Below are 20329 nucleotides of genomic sequence, written 5' to 3'. Positions count from 1 at the left end.
ATGGCGCACGACGCGTGCCTGCTACCGCAGCGCTTATTTGTGCTTCGCGTTGATCACCGCTTCGGCGACGTTGTTCGGCGTTTCGGCGTAGTGCTTGAACTCCATCGTGTAGGTGGCGCGGCCTTGCGTGGCCGAACGCAGCGACGTGGAGTAGCCGAACATCTCCGCGAGCGGCACTTCGGCGCGCACCAGCTTGCCGCCGCCACCGGCGATGTCTTCCATGCCTTGCACCAGACCGCGACGGCTCGACAGGTCGCCCATCACGTTGCCCATGAAGTCTTCCGGCGTTTCCACTTCGACGGCCATCATCGGTTCGAGCAACACCGGTTTGGCTTTACGCATGGCTTCCTTGAAGGCCATCGAACCGGCCATACGGAATGCGTTTTCGTTCGAGTCGACGTCGTGGTACGAACCGAAGGTCAGCGTCACCTTCACATCGACCACCGGATAGCCCGCCAGCACGCCGGCCTTCAGCGTTTCCTGAATGCCCTTGTCCACCGCCGGAATATACTCGCGCGGAATCACGCCGCCCTTGATCGCGTCGACGAATTCGTAGCCCTTGCCCTGCGCCGCCGGTTCGAGCGTCACCACCGCGTGGCCGTACTGACCGCGACCGCCCGACTGCTTGACGAACTTGCCTTCGACGTCTTCGACCTTGTTGCGCACCGTTTCACGATACGCGACCTGCGGCTTGCCGACCGTGGCTTCCACGCCGAACTCGCGCTTCATCCGGTCGACCAGAATTTCCAGGTGCAGCTCGCCCATCCCGGAGATGATCGTCTGGCCGGATTCTTCGTCAGTCTGCACGCGGAACGACGGGTCTTCCTGCGCCAGACGGTTCAGCGCAATGCCCATCTTTTCCTGGTCGACCTTGGTCTTCGGCTCGACGGCCTGCGAGATCACCGGTTCCGGGAAGATCATCTTTTCAAGAATGATCACGTTGTTCGGGTCGCACAACGTGTCGCCCGTGGTCGCTTCTTTCAGGCCGACGGCCGCGGCGATGTCGCCCGCGTAAACCTCTTTGATTTCCTTGCGCTCGTTGGCGTGCATCTGCAGGATCCGGCCAAGGCGTTCCTTCTTTTCCTTGATCGCGTTGTAGACCGTGTCGCCCGAATTCACCACGCCGGAATAGACGCGGAAGAAAATCAGCTGGCCGACGAACGGGTCGGTCATGATCTTGAAGGCGAGCGCCGAGAACGGATCGGTGTCGGTCGGATGGCGCTCGATTTCCTTGTCGTACTCGTCGTGGCCCTTGATGGCGGGCACGTCGACCGGCGACGGCAGATAGTCGATCACCGCGTCGAGCATGGCCTGCACGCCCTTGTTCTTGAACGCGCTGCCGCACAGCATCGGCACGATTTCATTGGCGATACAGCGGGTGCGAATGCCGTGCTTGATTTCCTCTTCGGTCAGCGTCTCGCCGCCGAGGTATTTCTCGAGCAGTTCCTCGTTTGCCTCCGCCGCGGCCTCGACCATTTTGTCGTGCCATTCCTTCGCGGTGTCCGCGAGTTCCGCGGGGATATCGCGGTACTCGAACTTGATGCCCTGGTTTTCTTCTTCCCAGTAGATCGCCTTCATCTTGACGAGATCGACCACGCCCTGGAAGTGATCTTCCGCGCCGACCGGAATCTGGAGCGGCACCGCGACGCCCTTCAGACGATCGCCGATCTGCCGCTGCACGCGGAAGAAGTCCGCGCCGACGCGGTCCATCTTGTTGACGAAGGCAATGCGCGGCACCTTGTACTTGTTCGCCTGACGCCAGACGGTTTCGGATTGCGGCTGCACGCCGCCGACTGAGTCGTACACCATGCAGGCGCCGTCGAGCACACGCATGGAACGCTCGACTTCAATCGTGAAGTCGACGTGTCCCGGCGTGTCGATGATGTTGATCCGATGTTCGGGGTAGTTGCCGGCCATGCCCTTCCAGAAAGCGGTGGTGGCCGCCGACGTGATGGTGATGCCGCGCTCCTGCTCCTGTTCCATCCAGTCCATCGTTGCCGCACCGTCGTGAACCTCGCCGATCTTGTGGGTCACGCCTGTGTAGAACAGGATGCGTTCAGTGGTGGTGGTTTTGCCGGCGTCGATGTGAGCGCTGATGCCGATATTCCGGTAGCGCTCGATGGGAGTCTTGCGGGGCACGTGAACCTCCTTGGAATGGCGCGCCAGAAACACTTGCCGGGTGGCCGTCTTGTGCTACCCGGCAAGCTGGGTGCTGCTTTACTAAGATTACTAGGATAGCGCGTCGGCCCGGCTTTTGCAGGAATCTTGCCAGGCGGGTCAACGGCCTGCCGACGGGGTTCCGGCGGTTGCCGTCCGCACGCGTGGCTACGATATGGGGACACGTGGCCAATAAAAAAGCCGGCGCCTGTTTTGCGGGCACCGGCTTTGTCGAAAGCGGCGGGATGAAGCGGTGGTTTCGACCGGCGACGCTAACCGCCGCGATCGAGGTAATCGATGTGATCGATGTGATCGATGTGATCGACCTCGTGGCTTATTGCGCGGCCGGCAAACCCTGGATCTTCATCCCCGGTTTGATGCCCTTCGACGTGAACCAGCCTTTGCTCATTTCCAACGCGTACATGCCGTTGTTCTTCGGGCAATGATTGTCGGTGGTCTCGGCCTGCATTTCGTCGATGTCGGTGACCGTGCCGTCGGCGCGCATGAAGGCGATCGACAACGGAATCAACGTGTTCTTCATCCAGAAGCAATGCACGGCCCGTTCGTTGAAGACGAACAGCATGCCTTCGTTCGGCGCGAGGGTCGTGCGATACATCAGACCTTGCTCGCGGTCCGCGTCGGTCGAGGCCACTGCCGCGTCGATCACGAACATGCCGGCGGTCAGCTTGGCGCGCGGAAATTCGCTGGGCTGCTTGGCACCGGGCGGCATGTCCTGCGCGTGAGCAGGGGCGGCGGTGCTGGCGGCGAACGAGAGCGCGGCGAGCGGCAGTGCAACGGCAACGGCGAAGCGCGCAATCAACGAGCGCATGGGAAATCGCACGGCATGACTCCTTGCTGGAAATTAACCCGCGAATGTTACGCGAGCGCGTCAAAAACAAAAAGGCAGATCGCCTTGCGGTGATCTGCCTTTCAACGCCGTAAGAACGGCAATGAAGCTAGTTCTTGACTGCGTTTTTACAAACTTATTCCGAAGCGCCCGAAGCTGCTGCTGCTGCAGCTGCCTTCTTGTGCGACTTCTTGTGTGCTGCCTTCTTCGTGGTCTTCTTTGCCGACGAAGCTGCTGCCGGTGCCGACGCTGCTGCGACCGGTGCCGATGCTTGTGCGAATGCTGCCGTTGCGAAAAGGCCAGCGACCAGAGCGGCGATCAGTTTGTTCATTTTGAGAATCCTCAGCTTTAGTTAATTAACCAAATGACCCGGTTATGTAAGAGTCATGTCGGTAAACGTGCCATCCACCTTTCGGTTGACAGCGCATCGAACAAATTTTTCGACACGTCTGTTTAGCGCTCAGACTCCCCGCGTCGACCGCGTGAGCGGCTTGTGCAAAGGCCCTTAAGGCTGAATGCCGGATAGCTTCGGGCGGCATCTGCGTCGATTAACGCGTGAGCTGACAACGCGGTTGACGTAATTTTTCTGAAAAATTTATATGCCCTTGAGCTGAAGCAAATGGATTAGTGCGAGGGTGTCGCGCGCCTACTTGTTTCACGCTTTTTTAATGACGGTTTCACGCGATTATTTGTTTGCGGATACAACGAGTTAGTCCGCTTATCCACAGCGCGCGAGTCAGGTTCGGTGCGCGGCGTCCCTGCGCGGATCGATATGTCAGGCGATACCTTCCCAGGGCGCCTTCAGCGGCAATTCGACGCTTTGCCCCGGTTGGAGTCCGAGTGAAAGAATGTCGAGCGCGCCGATGCCCACGCGTACGAGACGCAGTGTCGGGAATCCGACCGCGGCCGTCATGCGGCGCACCTGGCGGTTCTTGCCTTCAGTGATCGACAACTCGATCCACGTGGTGGGGATCGCGGCGCGATAGCGGATCGGCGGCGTGCGGGTCCACAGTGTGTCGGTCGGTTCCACGTAGTCGGCGCGGCAGGGCTGCGTCACGTAGTCGCCGAGGTCGACACCGCACGCGAGTTTCTTCAACGCGGCGGGGTCCACCGCGCCTTCCACCTGCGCCCAATAACGTTTGACGAGCTTGTGACGCGGTTCGGCGATGCGTGCCTGCAATGTGCCATCGTCGGTGAGGAGCAGCAGACCTTCGCTATCGGAATCGAGCCGGCCCGCCGGATAGACGCCCGGCACCTTGACCCAGTCGGCCAGCGACGCGCGCGTCTCGTGAGGGGAAAACTGGCAGATGGTGCCGAACGGTTTGTTCAGAGCGAGCAGACGCATGGAGAGGGCAGGGTAAAAGTCGCGCCGAGTCGCGCGGCGCGAGTGGCGGCGGGCCGTGCCGCTTAAGCCTGGCAGGGCGTTTGGCCGGATAGTCAATGGCGGGATGATAATGCATAATGCGCGCCGATAAGCCTCTTGTCTTATATAAGACATAAGACCTATGCTTCGCGGATGAGCATGCCGCGAACGTGCGGCCGACGTGCCGCCATGTTGGAAAACCCCGAGCCGCGGCGGCCGTGTTGCGCCGGCCGCGTGGGCTAGAATAACGGCCAGGCCGCTTGCAGGCGTCCGGCATTGCGCGTAGCGAGGAAGCGCCCAGTTTCGCAGTCTCCCATCAGCTTTCAGCCTAGCCTTCACTGGAGTCCGATCATGCCGTATCAGCACATCAAGGTCCCCACCGACGGTGACAAAATCACCGTCAACGCCGATTTCTCGCTCAACGTTTCCGACCAGCCGATCATTCCGTTTATCGAAGGCGACGGCACGGGTCTCGACATCACGCCGGTCATGATCAAGGTAGTGGATGCCGCGGTAGAAAAAGCGTACGCAGGCAAGAAGAAAATCCACTGGATGGAAATCTATGCCGGCGAGAAGTCGACCAAGGTGTACGGTCCCGACGTGTGGCTGCCGGAAGAAACGCTGCAGGTGCTGAAGGAATACGTCGTGTCGATCAAGGGACCGCTCACCACGCCGGTCGGCGGCGGCATCCGTTCGCTGAACGTCGCGTTGCGCCAGGAGCTGGATCTGTATGTGTGTCTGCGGCCGGTGCAGTATTTCAAGGGCGTGCCTTCGCCGGTGCGTGAGCCTGAAAAAACCAACATGGTGATCTTCCGCGAGAACTCGGAAGACATTTACGCCGGTATCGAGTGGGCCGCCGAGTCGGAGCAGGCGAAGAAGGTCATCAAGTTCCTGCAGGAAGAGATGGGCGTGAAGAAGATCCGCTTCCCGAACACGTCGGGGATCGGTATCAAGCCGGTGTCGCGCGAAGGCACCGAGCGCCTCGTGCGCAAGGCGATCCAGTACGCGCTCGACAACGATCGTCGCTCGGTCACGCTGGTGCACAAGGGCAACATCATGAAGTTCACCGAAGGCGCGTTCCGCGACTACGGTTATGGCCTCGCGCAGAAAGAGTTCGCCGCGGAACTGATCGACGGCGGCCCGTGGATGAAGATCAAGAATCCGAAAACAGGTAGCGATATCGTCGTTAAAGACGTGATCGCGGATGCGTTCCTGCAGCAGATCCTGTTGCGTCCGGCCGAATACGACGTGATCGCCACGCTGAACCTGAACGGCGACTACGTGTCGGATGCGCTGGCCGCGCAAGTCGGCGGGATCGGTATCGCGCCGGGCGCGAATATGTCGGATTCGGTCGCGATGTTCGAAGCGACGCACGGCACCGCGCCGAAGTACGCGGGTAAGGACTACGTGAATCCGGGTTCGGAAATTCTCTCGGCGGAAATGATGCTGCGTCACCTCGGCTGGTTCGAGGCGGCGGAACTGATCATCAAGTCGATGGAAAAATCCATTCTGCAAAAACGCGTCACGTACGACTTCGCTCGCTTGATGGAAGGCGCGACGCAGGTGTCGTGTTCGGGTTTCGGTCAGGTGTTGATCGAGAATATGTAAGCGCAGGAGGAGCGCCTTGCGCGCTCCGCGGCGATCCGGTAAACCCCGATGGGCACGATGTGCCGTCGGGGTTTTTGTTTTTTAGCGCGGATGGAGCGTTAAGGCGACGGGCGAAGGTCGGTCGTGCGCATCGGCGCACCCTCGCTCCGCTCAACGAACGTTGAAACTGTAATGCCCTGAGCCAGCCTTATAAATTGAGAATCCCGGTTCGTTGCGGACAAAACGGGCGCCGTCGCTTTGCACTTTCCTGCCCCTGTTTTGCACCCAGATTTCGGCGCTCGTGTTCACGGGGACGCTCACCGCAAGTTTTAATCCGTCGGCGCCGCTGTTCCAGCGCACCGCAATCGGTCCGTAACCCGACAGATAACGCGCATCGACCGAATGCACGTTGCCGCCCGGCACCGGTTTGACGACGAATCGCTGATAACCGGGCGCGCTCGGGCGGATCCCCGCGACGTTCTGATACATCCAGTCACCGACCGAACCATAGGCGTAGTGGTTGAACGAATTCATCGCCTTGTCTTCAAAGCTGCCGTCCGGCCGGATGCCGTCCCAGCGTTCCCACATGGTCGTTGCGCCTTTGCCTATCTGATAGCCCCAGGACGGGAAAGTCGTTTGCATCAGTAAGCGGTAGGCCACATCCGTGTGACCGGTTTCCGTTAGCGCGGGCAGCAGCCGGGGCGTACCCAGGAACCCTGTGGACAGGTGCCAGCCCTTGTCCTTGATCAACTGGACCATACGATCCGCAGCGGGTTTACGCAACGCGGTGGGCAGGAGATCCATGGTCAGCGCAAGGGCGTAAGCCGTTTGCGTGTCGGCCTTCAATCTGCCGTTGGGTAACACATAGGCATGGTCGAATGCATTGCGAATATTTGCACGGAGCTCGTCATAGCGGCGCGGGTCTTTGTTGAGCACGCGGGCGGCGTTGGCCAGTGTGCCGGCGCTGTCCGCGAAGAAGGCGGTCGCAATCAGGTCTTTGGGTGTCTCGTCGTTCACATTCAACCAGTCGCCGTACCCGCTGTCCGGGCGCAGATACGCCTGGCTGTTTTTTTCAAGGTACGACAGCCAACGATCCATCGAATCAAAGTTCTGCTGAAGTACATGCACGTCGCCATAGCGCCGGTACAGGGTCCACGGCACGGAGACGCCTGCGTCGCCCCAACCGGCGTCAGCGACGCCAATTCCCTGCAGCGTGGGTGCGATATTGGCAAACGCGCCGCTGGGCGCCTGCGTGTCACGCAGATCGGTCAGCCACTTTGCGAGGAAGGAGAGTGTGCGCATGTTGTAGGAGGCCGTGCCCGCGAACGCGGCGATGTCGCCGGTCCAACCCAGCCGCTCGTCGCGCGCGGGGGTGTCCATGGGCACCGACAGAAAATCGCCGCGCTGGCTCCACAGAATGTTCTGCTGCAACTGGTTCAGCATGGGCACGTTGGTGGTGAACGACCCCGTCAACGGCATGGCCGTGTGTAACACGCGCCCGACGATCACCGGCCGGATGCTCGATCCGCTGACCTCGACATAGCGGAAGCCATGGAACGTAAAGACCGGTTCGAAGGTTTCCGTTCCCTTGCCGCTCATGATGTATTGATCCGTAGCCTTTGCGGTGCGGAGGTTGTCGGTGTATAGCGTGCCGTCCTTGTTCAGCACTTCCGCGTGCCGCAGGGTGATGACCTGTCCGGCTTTGCCACGGACACGCAGCTTCACGACCCCCACCATGTTCTGGCCCAGATCGTAGACGTAGGTGTCCGGCTTGATCCGCGTGACCTTGACTGGCCTGATGTCACGATCGACGCGCACGGGCGGATCGACCTGGGCGACGAGGGCGGCTTTGACGTTCGGGCCGATCAGCACCGGCTGCCACGCTTTGTCGTCGAAGTTCGGCAAAGTCCAGCCCGGCGTAGCCAGGCGGGCGTCGTATTGCTCACCCATGATCAGATCGGAGCTGATGATGGGGCCGAGCGTGCTTTTCCAACTGCCGTCGGTATCGATCTGAGCGGTGGTGCCGTCCGCGTAACGCAATTCGAGTTGCGCGCGCAGGTAAGGCAACTGGCCATATTGGTTCGGACCCAGCGAGCCGACGTTCCCGGCATACCAGCCAGGGCCGAGATCGGCCGCGATGGCGTTGTTGCCTGGGTGGACCAGTTTGGTGACGTCGTAAGTCTGGTACTGAATCCGCTTCCGGTAGTCGGTCCAGCCCGGCGCGAAGTAATCGGCACTGGCGGGTTGACCGTTGATCTGTACGCGATACAAGCCGAGCGCGGTGATATACAACCTGGCTTGCGCGATAGTCTTGGTGGCGGAAAACTCATGACGCAACTGGGATGTCAGACCGTCGCGTCCCCGTTCACCGCTGATTTCCCATTTTGTCTTGCGATCGCCCGGGATTACCGTCTTCCCGGCGTAGCCCATGCCATACGCATATTTGCAGTCGGGATAGGTGTACCACCCAGCCTTGCCGACGAGATCGGATTGCTCCAGATAGTACTTGCCCGCTGGCAGCGGCTTGCTGAGCTTCAACGTCGCCCAGTCGTTATCGAGATGGTTCGTAATGCGCTGTCTGGCCAGCAATTCGCCACCAGGGCCGTTCCTGTACAGCGATAGCGTAAAGCCGGAGTCTTTGGTGCCGAAAGTCGGCACCTCTGCGCTGACTGACGCGATGGCGTGGTCGGTCGTGAAACTTTGTCCCTGCACCTCGCCCGCCTTGAATGCGGACGGTATGGCGGGCAGTTGCGCTTTGATAATGTCCGGCGGCAAGGGCACGTTACCGCCGCGGCCAATCCACTGGGCCTGCCAATCGGTGTCGTTCAGCAAGCCCGTTTCCCACCAGGACGGTTTGCTCCAGGCGGAAGGATGGCCGTGAGCGTCCCACACGCGGACCATCCAGAAATACCGGCTCCGTGAACGTAGTGCGGCACCTTGATACGGAACGAACTGCGACTGATCTCCGGCGACCTTGCCGCTATCCCAGATGTCAGGTGTGCGCAGTTTTTCCGGACTTCCAGCGACGCGAATCTGATAAGCGGTCTGTTTCTGGTTGCGCTCGTTTGCCGCGATGACCCAACTGAATCTCGGCGTCATGGCGTCGATGCCAAGCGGAGTGGGCTTGTTTTCGGTGGACACGCTCTCGATGCTGACGGTCTTGGCGTTAGCTGGCGCCACTGCGCAGCACCAAAGAATCGACGCCGAAGCAAAGACGGAAAAGAGGCCTCGAATTGTCATGTGCGTTAAGGCTTGGGTCTCGGCCACCCGGGGAGTCGCCGAACACGCGGAAATGGGAAGTTCAAGATGTTAGCAGGCCATCTCGGCATCGATTCCGGCATGCGGACTTAACTGTCTGACGTGCCGCATTTAAAAATAATCGCGAGCCGCAGCGATGTGACGCCCCCAAAAAAAGAAACCCGGCACGAAGCCGGGTCTCAAAGGACGGGTAACGAACCGTATCAGGCGGGTGCCTGGATGTTCGATGCCTGTTTGCCTTTCGGGCCTTGCACGACCTCGAAGGTCACCTTTTGGCCTTCCTTGAGGGTTTTGAACCCATTCATCTGGATGGCCGAGAAGTGTGCAAACAGATCCTCACCACCTTCATCAGGCGTGATGAATCCGAAACCTTTTGCGTCATTGAACCATTTGACCGTACCAGTTGCCATTCCAACTTCCCCTGTAACTCATGTCACTACCACGAGCCCTCGAAAAGCTCGACGACCGCGCGAGCAGCCGCTCCCTCCTCACAAGCTCACCATCGGCATTTTTTCGATTTATGGCTCAGTGAAAAAAGTGCCAGCTTGATTGTTGAGGCTCTTTATTCGGGTGTCAAGAAAATTTTGAGACGCTAGCTGAGGCGTTGCAAACAGGCGCTTTCCAGGGTTTTTCCCGCTTTCGTTATGTGCGGTTGCGCAAGCGGGCTGTCTTGAAAAGTCGCATAATCGACTCACATGCTGTTCTGCGGGTCGCCTGCCGCCGATTGGCACGGGGCGAGCCTTCCAGCCAGCTCCGGCAGGTTGTGCGATACTCGATCCGACTGCGGTGCAGCAAGGCCGCGATGCATCAGGATAGGGGGCCGGCTCCGCAAACGGCTCGTCGAATGGCGCACGCATGGCGGGTAGTTACTCATCAGGCGGTAGCGAACGGGCTCACCGGCCGGTCGGCCGGGTTTTGACAGGATTGCGGGCCTGTCCTAGTTGTTTAGAATGGGTGTATGGCGATTATCCCGGACAAGCAGGACGGCACCGTACTGGAGCGGCAGGAGAAGAAACTCAAGCCGCCGTCCATGTACAAAGTGGTGCTGCTGAATGACGACTTCACGCCAATGGAATTTGTCGTGATGGTCGTGCAGGAATACTTCAATAAAGATCGTGAAACCGCAACACAGGTAATGTTGAAGGTGCATCGCGAGGGCAGGGGAGTTTGTGGGGTCTATACGCGGGACATCGCGTCGACCAAAGTCGAGCAAGTCGTTACCCACGCACGGCAGGCCGGGCATCCGCTGCAGTGTGTGATGGAGGAAGCATGATTGCCCAGGAACTGGAAGTCAGCCTGCACATGGCGTTCATGGAAGCACGCCAGGCGCGGCACGAGTTCATAACGGTCGAACATCTTTTGCTGGCACTGTTGGACAATCCGACAGCGGCGGAGGTGTTGCGTGCATGCGCGGCCAATATCGAGGATCTGCGCCAGAACCTGCGCAACTTCATACATGACAACACGCCGACCGTGCCTGGCACGGACGACGTCGACACGCAGCCCACGCTGGGTTTCCAGCGTGTGATCCAGCGCGCCATCATGCATGTGCAGTCCACCTCGAATGGCAAGAAGGAAGTGACCGGCGCGAATGTGCTGGTCGCGATCTTCGGCGAGAAGGATTCGCACGCGGTGTACTACCTGCAACAGCAGGGCGTGACGCGTCTGGACGTGGTCAATTTCATCTCGCACGGCATCGCCAAGACGAGCAGCACGGACGCCGCGAAAGCGAGCGACGCGAATGCCGAGTCCGACGAAGCCGCCGCGCAGAAGGAAACGCCGCTCGCGCAGTTCACGCAGAACCTGAACCAGATGGCGAAAGACGGCCGCATCGATCCGCTGATCGGACGCGAGTCGGAAGTCGAGCGTGTGGTGCAGGTGCTGTGTCGCCGGCGCAAGAATAATCCGCTACTGGTCGGTGAGGCGGGGGTCGGTAAGACCGCGATCGCCGAAGGTCTGGCGTGGCGAATTACGCGCGGCGAAGTGCCCGACATCCTCGCGGATGCTCAGGTGTACTCGCTCGACATGGGCGCGCTGCTGGCCGGCACCAAATATCGTGGCGACTTCGAACAGCGTCTGAAGACGGTCCTCAAGGAATTGAAGGAACGTCCGCATGCGATCCTGTTCATCGACGAAATTCATACGCTGATCGGCGCGGGCGCGGCATCGGGCGGCACGCTGGACGCGTCGAATCTGCTGAAGCCGGCGTTGTCGTCGGGCACCCTGAAGTGCATCGGCGCGACCACGTTCACGGAATATCGCGGCATCTTCGAAAAAGACGCGGCACTGTCGCGTCGTTTCCAGAAGGTCGACGTGACCGAGCCGACCGTCGAGCAGACGGTGGCGATTCTGCGTGGCCTGAAGTCGCGTTTCGAAGAGCACCACGGCGTGAAGTATTCGTCGGGCGCGCTGTCGGCGGCGGCTGAGTTGTCGGCACGCTTCATCACGGATCGTCACTTGCCGGATAAGGCAATCGACGTGATCGACGAAGCCGGCGCCGCGCAACGCATCCTGCCAAAGTCGAAGCAGAAGAAGACTATCGGCAAGAACGAGATCGAAGAGATCATTTCGAAGATCGCCCGCGTCCCGCCGCAAAGCGTGTCGCAAGACGATCGCAGCAAGCTGCAAACGCTGGATCGCGATCTGAAGAGCGTGGTGTTCGGGCAAGACCCGGCTATCGACGCGCTGTCGGCCGCGATCAAGATGGCGCGTGCAGGGCTCGGCAAATTGGACAAGCCGATCGGCGCATTCCTGTTCTCCGGCCCCACGGGCGTCGGCAAGACGGAGGTGGCGAAGCAGTTGGCGTTCACGCTGGGTATCGAACTGATCCGCTTCGACATGTCGGAATACATGGAGCGTCATGCGGTCAGCCGTTTGATCGGCGCGCCGCCGGGCTATGTCGGTTTCGACCAGGGCGGTCTGCTGACCGAAGCCGTCACGAAGAAGCCGCATTGCGTGCTGCTGCTCGACGAAATCGAGAAGGCGCATCCGGACATCTACAACGTGCTGCTGCAGGTCATGGACCACGGCACGCTGACGGACAACAACGGCCGCAAGGCGGATTTCCGCAACGTCATCATCATCATGACGACGAACGCGGGCGCCGAGGCAATGGGCAAGTCGGTGATCGGTTTCACGAATCGTCGGGAAACCGGCGACGAGATGGTCGACATCAAGCGCATGTTCACGCCGGAGTTCCGTAACCGTCTGGACGCAACGATCAGCTTCCGTTCGCTCGATGAAGAAATCATCATGCGTGTGGTCGACAAGTTCCTGATGCAGTTGGAAGATCAGTTGCACGAGAAGAAGGTCGACGCACTCTTCACCGACGCGTTGCGCGCGCATCTCGCCAAGCACGGTTTCGATCCGTTGATGGGCGCACGGCCGATGCAGCGTCTGATCCAGGACACGATCCGTCGTGCGCTGGCCGACGAGCTGCTGTTCGGCAAGCTGATGAACGGCGGCCGCGTATCGGTCGACGTCGATGCGGAAGACAAGGTGCAGTTGACCTTCGACGAGCATCCGGCGCCGCGCAATCCGAATCCGGAAGCGGTCGAAGTCGAGTAAGTTTCAGGCGTTACTACACGGCTAAGCCAGGCAAAAAAACGGCGCGGGTTTTTAACCCGCGCCGTTTTTTTATGTGCGCTCCGGCTTCGGTGCCGGTTGGCGACTACGCGCTCAATGCTTGCCCGTGCTACCGAACCCGCCCGCACCGCGATCGCTCGTCTCGAAGTCGTCGACGATATTGAACTCGGCTTGCACGACCGGCACGATCATGAGTTGTGCGAGGCGTTCCATCGGATTCAGCACGAAGGTGGTCTCGCCGCGATTCCACGTCGAGATCATCAACTGACCTTGGTAATCCGAATCGATCAGGCCGACCAGATTGCCCAGCACGATACCGTGCTTATGTCCCAACCCCGAACGCGGCAGAATCAACGCCGCATAACCCGGATCACCGACGTGAATCGCCAGCCCGGTCGGCACCAGCGCCGTCTGGCCGGGCTCGAGCGTCAGCGGTTCGTCGAGGCACGCACGCAGATCGAGGCCGGCGCTGCCGGTGGTGGCGTAGGCCGGGAGTTGGTCGCGCATGCGCGCATCGAGAATCTTGAGGTCGAGTTTCATGCGGGTTGGAAAGGTTGAAGAGGGTGGAAAGTAGAGGTTAGGACTCAATGCGCCAATTGGAACGCATCGGCAAGGAGTTCATAAGAGCGCAGGCGGGCGCGATAGCTGCCCGCCACGGTCAGCACGATCAGCTCATCGGCCTGGAACTGCTCCTGCAACGCATGCAGGCGTTCAGTGACGATCTCCGGCGTACCGACAATGCTGCGTGGCCTTTCCCGCGCGATCACCAGTTGCTCGCGCTCGCCGTACTCCTGCGCGATGCCTTGTTCGATCGACGGAATGGGTTCGTTCAGGCCGTACGCCATTTGCACGCGGCGCAGATCGACGGCCTTTTCCAGATCGGCCGCTTCCTGTTCGGTGTCCGCACAGATCACAAAAACCGCGGCGGCGAGATAAGCCTGTTGCGCTTCCTGACTGGCCTTGAAACGCTCGCGATAAGCCAGCGCCACCTGATGCCCGAAATGCGCGTTGATGAAATGCGCGAACGCGAAACGAATGCCGAGTTGCGCGGCCAGCAAGCCGCCGAATTCGCTCGATCCGAGCATCCACAGTTGCGGGCGCGTATCGATTTGCGGTTGCAGTAGCACGCCATGTGCGACGTGATCGTCGGGCAGCGTGCCGTGCATCAGCCCGACCAGATCCGCGACCTGCTGCGGAAAAATATCGCCGCGGTTGTAGTCGCCGGCCGCGACCGCTTGCGCGGTGCGCATGTCGCCGCCCGGCGCACGTCCTACGCCGAGGTCGATCCGATTCGGAAACAGCGCCTCGAGCATCATGAATTGCTCGGCGACTTTGAACGGACTGTAGTAAGGCAGCATCACGCCGCCTGAGCCGAGGCGAATGCGTTTCGTCACACTGCCGAGGCGCGCCAGCAGCACTTCCGGGCAAGGATTCGATACGCCGCGCAGGCCATGGTGTTCGGCGCACCAGTAGCGCGTGTAGCCGAGGTCGTCGGCGAGTTGCGCAAGTTCCACGGTGGCGGCGATCGCATCCGCCACCGAGTGCCCGGCGATCACGGGCGTTTGATCGAGCACGGATAGTAGCGTCATGTCGGCACGGCTCCAGATGAGTCACGTCGCTGCGCGTTTTGACCTCGTGACGGCGAACTTGCCGTGAGGTCAAACGCGAGCGGCGTTCAGCGAATCAGACTTGAATCGGGCAAGCGCTTCGCGATCTCCGCGATCAGCGTGCGCGCGAGCGTCTGCTTGTCGGCGCGCGGCAGCTTCGTGGCGCCGCTGGCTTCGAACAGGATCACTTCGTTGTCGTCGAGGCCGAAAGTCAACGGGCCGAGATTGCCGATCAGCAGCGGCACCTTCTTGCGCGCGCGCTTTTCTTCGCCATGCACTTCGAGATCGCCGCTTTCCGCCGCGAAGCCGACCGCGAACGGTGGATGCGGCAGTTTCGCGACCGTGGCCAGAATGTCCGGATTCTCGACGAACGTGAAGGTGGGCAGCGTGCGCTCGGCGGTCTTCTTGATCTTGTGCTCGCTGGCGTGATCGGCGCGCCAGTCGGCCACGGCGGCCACGCCGATAAAGATATCGGCATCCGCGACCGAGCGCATCACCGCATCGTGCATTTGCTGCGCGGTCTGCACGTCTTCGCGGAACACGCCCCACGGCGTTTCCAACGCGACCGGGCCGGCCACCAGATGCACCTCGGCGCCGGCCTGTTGCGCGGCGCGCGCCAGCGCGAAACCCATCTTGCCGCTCGACCGGTTGGTGATGCCGCGCACCGGATCGAGCGGTTCGAAGGTCGGTCCGGCGGTCAGCAACACGCGCCGGCCGGCCAGAATCTTGGGCGAGAAAAACGACGCGATCGCTTCATACGTGGCGGCCGCTTCGAGCATGCGCCCGTCGCCGATTTCGCCGCAAGCCTGCGGGCCGGAGTCGGGGCCGAGCACCTGAACGCCGTCCTCGCGCAGTTGCGTGACGTTGCGCTGCGTGGCCGGGTTCTGCCACATCTGCCTGTTCATGGCCGGCACGACCAGCAGCGGACAGTCGCGCGCCACGCACAGCGTGGACAGCAGGTCGTCGGCCATGCCGTGGGCGAGCTTGGCGAGGAAGTCGGTGGAGGCGGGCGCGATCACGATCGCATCCGCTTCACGCGACAGATCGATGTGCGCCATGTTGTTCGCCATGCGCGCATCCCACTGGCTCGTGTAGACCGGACGGCCCGAGAGCGCCTGCATGGTGACGGGAGTGATGAACTGCGTGGCCGCTTCGGTCATGACGACCTGCACGGTCGCGCCGGCCTTGGTCAGCAGACGCGTGAGTTCGGCGATCTTGTAGCAGGCGATGCCGCCCGTCATGCCGAGGACGAGGTGTTTTCCTGCGAGTTCTGCGGTTGCCAACGAAGCCTCCGACAAAGCGTGGTGGCGGGCGGCGCGGTGGGGCGTTGCACCCGGGCCGCCGCGTCTTTCGAACCGGACCCCGGCGCGCGGATTCAGACGAACCCGGACACCGGCGTCTGCGGCGTTAGCGTGACGCGCCGCGGACGCGCCGCAACTCGTCGAGCACCAGCAGGATCGCGCCGACGGTAATCGCGCTGTCGGCGAGATTGAACGCCGGCCAGTGCCACGTGCGCACGTGAAAATCGAGGAAGTCGATCACGTGGCCGTACGCGAGCCGGTCGATCACATTGCCGAGCGCGCCACCGAGAATCAGCGAGAGCGCCGTGCAGAACATCTTCTGCCCGCCGTGGCGCTTGAGCAGATAGCAGATCACGAGCGCCGCGATCACGCCGAGCGCGGTGAAGGCCCAACGCTGCCAGCCGCCGGCCATGGCGAGGAAGCTGAACGCCGCGCCGCGGTTGTACACGAGGATCAGGTTGAAAAACGGCGTGATCTCATGCGGGACACCGTACGCGAACACCTTTTGGATCGCGATCTTCGTCAACTGATCGAACAGAATCACGATCAGCGCGACGCCCAGCCAGGGCGCCAGCGAACTATGGCCGCTCGATGCTTTGGACAGGGTTCGTGCCATTATGCCGCGCTCCTCGATTCACCGTCGCCGAACAGATTGCTGAAGCAGCGGCCGCACAGCGTGGGGTGATCGGCGTGCGCGCCGACGTCTTCGCGGTAGTGCCAGCAGCGCTCGCATTTCAGATACTTCGACGCGATCACTTCGACGCCTTCTTCCGCTTCGCTCGCGACCTTCACGACATTCGCCGCCGACGTGATCAGCACGAACTTCAGGTCTTCGCCGAGGCTCGCAAGCACGTCGTAACGCGCGCCGCTCGCGCGGATTTCGACTTCCGCCTGCAGCGACGAACCGATCAGGTTCGCGCCGCGCGCTTCTTCCAGCGCCTTCGTCACGTCGCCGCGCGCGGCGCGCAGCAGCGTCCACTTGTCGAGCAGTTCGCCCGCTTGCGGCACGGCCGGGAACGCGTGATACGTCTCGGTGAAGATGGTTTCGCTATTCGGCTGGAACACCTTCCACGCTTCTTCGGCGGTGAAGGACATGAACGGCGCCATCAGACGCAGCAGACCATGTGCGATGTGATACAGCGCGGTCTGTGCCGAACGGCGCGCGACCGAATCCGCCGCCGTGGTGTACAGGCGGTCCTTCAGCACGTCGAGGTAGAAGCCGCCGAGGTCTTCCGAGCAGAACGTCTGCAACTTGGCGACCACCGGATGAAACTCGTACTTGTCGTAGTGCGTGAGGATGTCGTTCTGCAGGTTCGCCGACAGCGCGACCGCGTAGCGATCGATCTCGAGCCAGTCTTCAACTGGACGCGCGTGCTGCGCGAAGTCGAAGTCCGACAGGTTCGCGAGCAGGAAGCGCAGCGTGTTGCGGATCCGGCGATAGCTTTCCGTGACGCGCTTCAGGATTTCTTCCGAGATCGCCAGTTCGCCCGAGTAATCGGTCGACGCGATCCACAAGCGGATGATTTCCGCGCCCAGACGGTTCGCCACTTCATGCGGGTCGATCCCGTTGCCGAGCGACTTGCTCATCTTGCGGCCTTCGCCGTCGACGGTGAAGCCGTGGGTCAGCAGCGCGTTGTACGGCGGACGGCCGTCGAGCATCGAGGCGGTCAGCAGCGACGAGTGGAACCAGCCGCGGTGTTGATCCGAGCCTTCCAGATACAGATCGGCCGGAAATTGCAGTTCGTCTTTATGCGAGCCGCGCAGCACATGCCAGTGCGTGGTGCCCGAATCGAACCAGACGTCCAGCGTGTCGCGGTTCTTTTCGTACAGGTTGGCTTCGTCGCCGAGCAGTTCGCGCGGGTCGAGCGTTTGCCACGCTTCGATCCCGGCCTTCTCAACGCGTTGCGCGACTTCTTCGAGCAGTTCCACCGTGCGCGGATGCAGCTCGCCGGTTTCCTTGTGCACGAAGAACGCCATCGGCACGCCCCATTGGCGTTGACGCGACAGCGTCCAGTCCGGGCGGTTGGCGATCATGCTGAACAGACGCTGCTTGCCCCACGCCGGATAGAACGCGGTGTTTTCGATGCCTTCCAGCGCGGTCTCACGCAGCGTTCTGTCGCTGTCGTTCGGCTTCACGTCCATGCCGGCGAACCATTGCGAGGTCGCGCGGTAGATGATCGGCGTCTTGTGGCGCCAGCAGTGCATGTAGCTGTGCGTGTAGCGCTCGGTGCGCATCAGCGAGCCGGCCGTTTGCAGCGCCTCGACGATCTGCGGATTCGCCGCCCAGATCGACAGGCCGCCGAACAGCGCGAGCGATTCGATGTAACGGCCGTCGCCCATCACCGGGCTGATGATGTCGGAATCGGCCATGCCGTGCGCCTTGCACGACACGAAGTCTTCCACGCCGTAGGCCGGCGACGAGTGCACGACACCCGTACCGGTTTCGGTCGTCACGTAGTCGCCGAGATAGACCGGCGCGGTGCGCTTGTAAGCCGGATGCGCGGCCGCGAGCGGGTGATTGAAGCGCAGGTTGACGAGCTTCGCGCCCGGCGCGGTGGCGACGATCGTGCCTTCCAGGCCGTATTGCTTCAGGCACGCTTCAACGCGCTCTTCCGCGAGGATCAGCAGACCGCGCGGCGTATCCACCAGCGCGTAGACGATTTCCGGATGCAGGTTCAGCGCCTGGTTGGCGGGGATGGTCCACGGCGTGGTGGTCCAGATCACGATGCCGCCTTCTTCGCGCGGCAGTGCGTTCAGGCCGAACGCGTGCGCGGTCTTTTCCGGTTCGGCGAAGCTGAACAGCACGTCGATGGTCGGATCGTTCTTGTCCGCGTATTCGACTTCCGCTTCAGCCAGCGCCGAGCCGCAGTCGAAACACCAGTTGACCGGCTTCAGACCGCGGAACACGTAGCCTTTTTCCAGGATCTTCGCGAGCGCGCGGATTTCGCCGGCTTCGTTCGTGAAGTTCATGGTCTTGTACGGATTGTCCCAGTCGCCGAGCACGCCCAGACGACGGAAGCCGACCTTCTGCTTCTCGATCTGTTCGGTCGCGTAGGCGCGCGCCTTCTGCATTACTTCGGCGGCCGGCAGCGATTTGCCGAACTGCTTTTCGATCTGGATTTCGATCGGCATGCCGTGACAGTCCCAGCCCGGCACGTAGACCGCGTCGAAGCCCGCCAGATTGCGCGCCTTGACGATCATGTCCTTCAGGATCTTGTTCACCGCGTGACCGAGGTGGATGTCGCCGTTCGCATACGGCGGCCCGTCGTGCAGGATGAACTTCTTGCGGCCCTTGCTGGCGGCGCGGATCTTTTCGTAGATCTTGCCTTCCTGCCATTCCTTGACCCATTGCGGCTCGCGCTTGGGCAGGTCGCCGCGCATCGGGAACGGCGTGTCGAGCAGGTTCACGGGATAGCGTGACTGCGGTTTCGAATCGGCTTTCTTGTTGCTCATGATGTGGTCGCGGTGAATTCGTTCTGTGCACAGCGGGGCGCGGAATGCGCACGCTGCGCGTGGGCGTGGGGCGCGCCCGGCAGGCATGTCGCGTGATCCACGGACGCCCTTCGATGCGCGCGGCGAGGGTCCAGGCGGCGTACGGCATGCGCGCATGGACCACGGCGGCTATCTAATTCGGTCGGTGGCCGAGGTGGCGAAGCCGGTGGACCGACTGCCCGGCGTGCCGGCGCCGACAGCCGCGAACCAGACGCGGGCGTTGGCGACGTCGCGCGCGATCGCGGCGGTCAGCGTTTCGAGGTCGACGTACTTTTCCTCGTCACGCAGCTTCTTCAGGAATTCGACGCGCACGAGTTTGCCATACGCGTCGCCGTGCCAGTCGAGCAGATGCACTTCGAGCAGCACGCGGCCGGAATCGTCGACGGTGGGGCGCAGCCCGAGGCTCGCGACGCCCGGCAGCGGCTCGTCCGCCACGCCGTGCACGCGCACCACGAAAATGCCCGCGAGCGCCGGCCGCTTGTGAGCGATCGGCAGATTCAACGTGGGGAAACCGAGATCGCGGCCCAGCTTCATGCCGTGCACGACGTGGCCGCTGATCAGATAATCGCGGCCCAGCGCGGCCCGTGCCGAATCGAGGTCGCCCGCCACCAGCGCAGCGCGAACGCCCGAGCTGGAAATGCGCGCGCCGGACGGATCGGCGACGGTGGCCATCTGTTCGACTTCGAAGCCGTATTGCTGGCCCGCGGCCTTGAGCGACGCGAAATCGCCCGCGCGTTTGGCGCCGTAGCGGAAGTCGTCGCCGATCATGACCCAACGCGCGTGCAGGCCGTTGACGATGATCCGTTCGACGAACGTATCCGGCGACTGGCTTGCGAACGTGTGGTTGAAATGCTCGACCACCACGCGATCGACGCCGTTGGTGCGCAGCGCCTCGAGCTTGTCGCGCAGCATGGCGATACGCGGCGGCGCGCCGGCGGGATTGAAGAACTCGCGCGGGTGCGGCTCGAAGGTCATCACGCAGACGGGCAGGCCGCGCGCGTCGGCCGCTGCGCGCACGTGCGCGAGCAGAGCCTGATGGCCGCGGTGGACACCGTCGAAGTTGCCGATGGTCAGTGCGCAGGGCGCACGGCTTTCAGCATTGGGAAGACCGCGGAAGACTCTCACGATAGCG

At 61.8% G+C, this 20329-nt stretch carries 15 protein-coding genes; 3 read left to right on the top strand and 12 right to left on the bottom strand.

All coding sequences use genetic code 11. The features are described 5' to 3' along the window. Nucleotides 1–33: 33 nt before the first annotated feature. The 4 genes from fusA to HWY05_RS14030 form a co-directional block, all read right to left on the bottom strand. Entirely contained in the window at nucleotides 34–2139 is a 2106-nt protein-coding gene (fusA, locus tag HWY05_RS14045) for an elongation factor G (protein ID WP_035548114.1), read from the bottom strand. 352 nt (nucleotides 2140–2491) lie between these two features. Then, nucleotides 2492–2998: a DUF192 domain-containing protein gene (locus HWY05_RS14040; protein ID WP_176058727.1), complete on the bottom strand. Its 507-nt coding sequence runs from the start codon at nucleotides 2996–2998 to the stop codon at nucleotides 2492–2494. Nucleotides 2999–3140: 142 nt separating this feature from the next. Beyond that, a complete protein-coding gene (locus HWY05_RS14035) occupies nucleotides 3141–3335 on the bottom strand; it encodes a hypothetical protein (protein WP_081935744.1) in 195 nt (64 codons plus the stop codon). 444 nt (nucleotides 3336–3779) lie between these two features. Beyond that, nucleotides 3780–4349, bottom strand: a complete 570-nt coding sequence (locus tag HWY05_RS14030; protein ID WP_035548105.1) for a pseudouridine synthase — start codon at nucleotides 4347–4349, stop codon at nucleotides 3780–3782. A gap of 369 nt (nucleotides 4350–4718) precedes the next feature. Between HWY05_RS14030 and icd the strand changes: the two genes are divergently transcribed. Further along, nucleotides 4719–5975, top strand: a complete 1257-nt coding sequence (icd, locus tag HWY05_RS14025) for an NADP-dependent isocitrate dehydrogenase (RefSeq protein ID WP_035548103.1) — start codon at nucleotides 4719–4721, stop codon at nucleotides 5973–5975. Between the two features lie 150 nt (nucleotides 5976–6125). On the opposite strand, the gene HWY05_RS14020 is transcribed toward icd, so the two are convergent. Together HWY05_RS14020 and HWY05_RS14015 are read right to left on the bottom strand one after the other, a co-directional pair. After that, a complete protein-coding gene (locus HWY05_RS14020; protein WP_208459091.1) occupies nucleotides 6126–9221 on the bottom strand; it encodes a glycoside hydrolase family 78 protein in 3096 nt (1031 codons plus the stop codon). 194 nt (nucleotides 9222–9415) lie between these two features. Next, nucleotides 9416–9622, bottom strand: coding sequence for a cold-shock protein (locus tag HWY05_RS14015; RefSeq protein ID WP_007180614.1), 207 nt, complete (start codon nucleotides 9620–9622; stop codon nucleotides 9416–9418). 548 nt (nucleotides 9623–10170) lie between these two features. Here HWY05_RS14015 and clpS point away from each other — a divergent pair. Both clpS and clpA read left to right on the top strand, forming a co-directional pair. Continuing rightward, nucleotides 10171–10485: an ATP-dependent Clp protease adapter ClpS gene (gene clpS, locus HWY05_RS14010; RefSeq protein WP_012434130.1), complete on the top strand. Its 315-nt coding sequence runs from the start codon at nucleotides 10171–10173 to the stop codon at nucleotides 10483–10485. Further along, complete coding sequence (clpA, locus tag HWY05_RS14005; RefSeq protein WP_035548100.1) at nucleotides 10482–12779, top strand: ATP-dependent Clp protease ATP-binding subunit ClpA; 2298 nt, start codon at nucleotides 10482–10484, stop codon at nucleotides 12777–12779. The genes clpS and clpA overlap by 4 nt, the downstream gene beginning before the upstream one ends. A 111-nt stretch (nucleotides 12780–12890) precedes the next feature. On the opposite strand, the gene dut is transcribed toward clpA, so the two are convergent. The 6 genes from dut to HWY05_RS13975 all read right to left on the bottom strand — a co-directional run bounded on the left by dut (nucleotide 12891) and on the right by HWY05_RS13975 (nucleotide 20322). Continuing rightward, a complete protein-coding gene (gene dut, locus HWY05_RS14000) occupies nucleotides 12891–13337 on the bottom strand; it encodes a dUTP diphosphatase (protein ID WP_176058726.1) in 447 nt (148 codons plus the stop codon). Between the two features lie 44 nt (nucleotides 13338–13381). Further along, the gene (locus HWY05_RS13995) at nucleotides 13382–14386 is read right to left on the bottom strand and encodes an LLM class flavin-dependent oxidoreductase (protein WP_176058725.1); all 1005 of its coding nucleotides are present in this window, start codon (nucleotides 14384–14386) and stop codon (nucleotides 13382–13384) included. 86 nt (nucleotides 14387–14472) lie between these two features. Further along, nucleotides 14473–15687 carry a bifunctional phosphopantothenoylcysteine decarboxylase/phosphopantothenate--cysteine ligase CoaBC gene (gene coaBC / locus HWY05_RS13990; protein ID WP_176058724.1) on the bottom strand — a complete coding sequence of 405 codons (1215 nt, stop codon included), beginning with the start codon at nucleotides 15685–15687 and terminating at the stop codon, nucleotides 14473–14475. Between the two features lie 124 nt (nucleotides 15688–15811). Beyond that, the gene (gene lspA, locus HWY05_RS13985) at nucleotides 15812–16321 is read right to left on the bottom strand and encodes a signal peptidase II (protein ID WP_035548088.1); all 510 of its coding nucleotides are present in this window, start codon (nucleotides 16319–16321) and stop codon (nucleotides 15812–15814) included. Further along, nucleotides 16321–19158 (bottom strand): isoleucine--tRNA ligase, encoded by a 2838-nt coding sequence (ileS, locus tag HWY05_RS13980; RefSeq protein ID WP_035548084.1) that lies wholly within the window; start codon nucleotides 19156–19158, stop codon nucleotides 16321–16323. The genes lspA and ileS overlap by 1 nt, the downstream gene beginning before the upstream one ends. A gap of 168 nt (nucleotides 19159–19326) precedes the next feature. After that, a complete protein-coding gene (locus tag HWY05_RS13975) occupies nucleotides 19327–20322 on the bottom strand; it encodes a bifunctional riboflavin kinase/FAD synthetase (protein WP_176058723.1) in 996 nt (331 codons plus the stop codon). Nucleotides 20323–20329 lie beyond the last annotated feature (7 nt).

Origin of the sequence: Paraburkholderia sp. BCC1876 (genome assembly GCF_902833695.1) — a bacterium.
In the GTDB taxonomy this organism is placed as follows: Bacteria; Pseudomonadota; Gammaproteobacteria; order Burkholderiales; family Burkholderiaceae; genus Paraburkholderia.
Note: the sequence above shows the minus strand (reverse complement) of the source record. Positions and strands in the feature narration are given on the sequence as shown.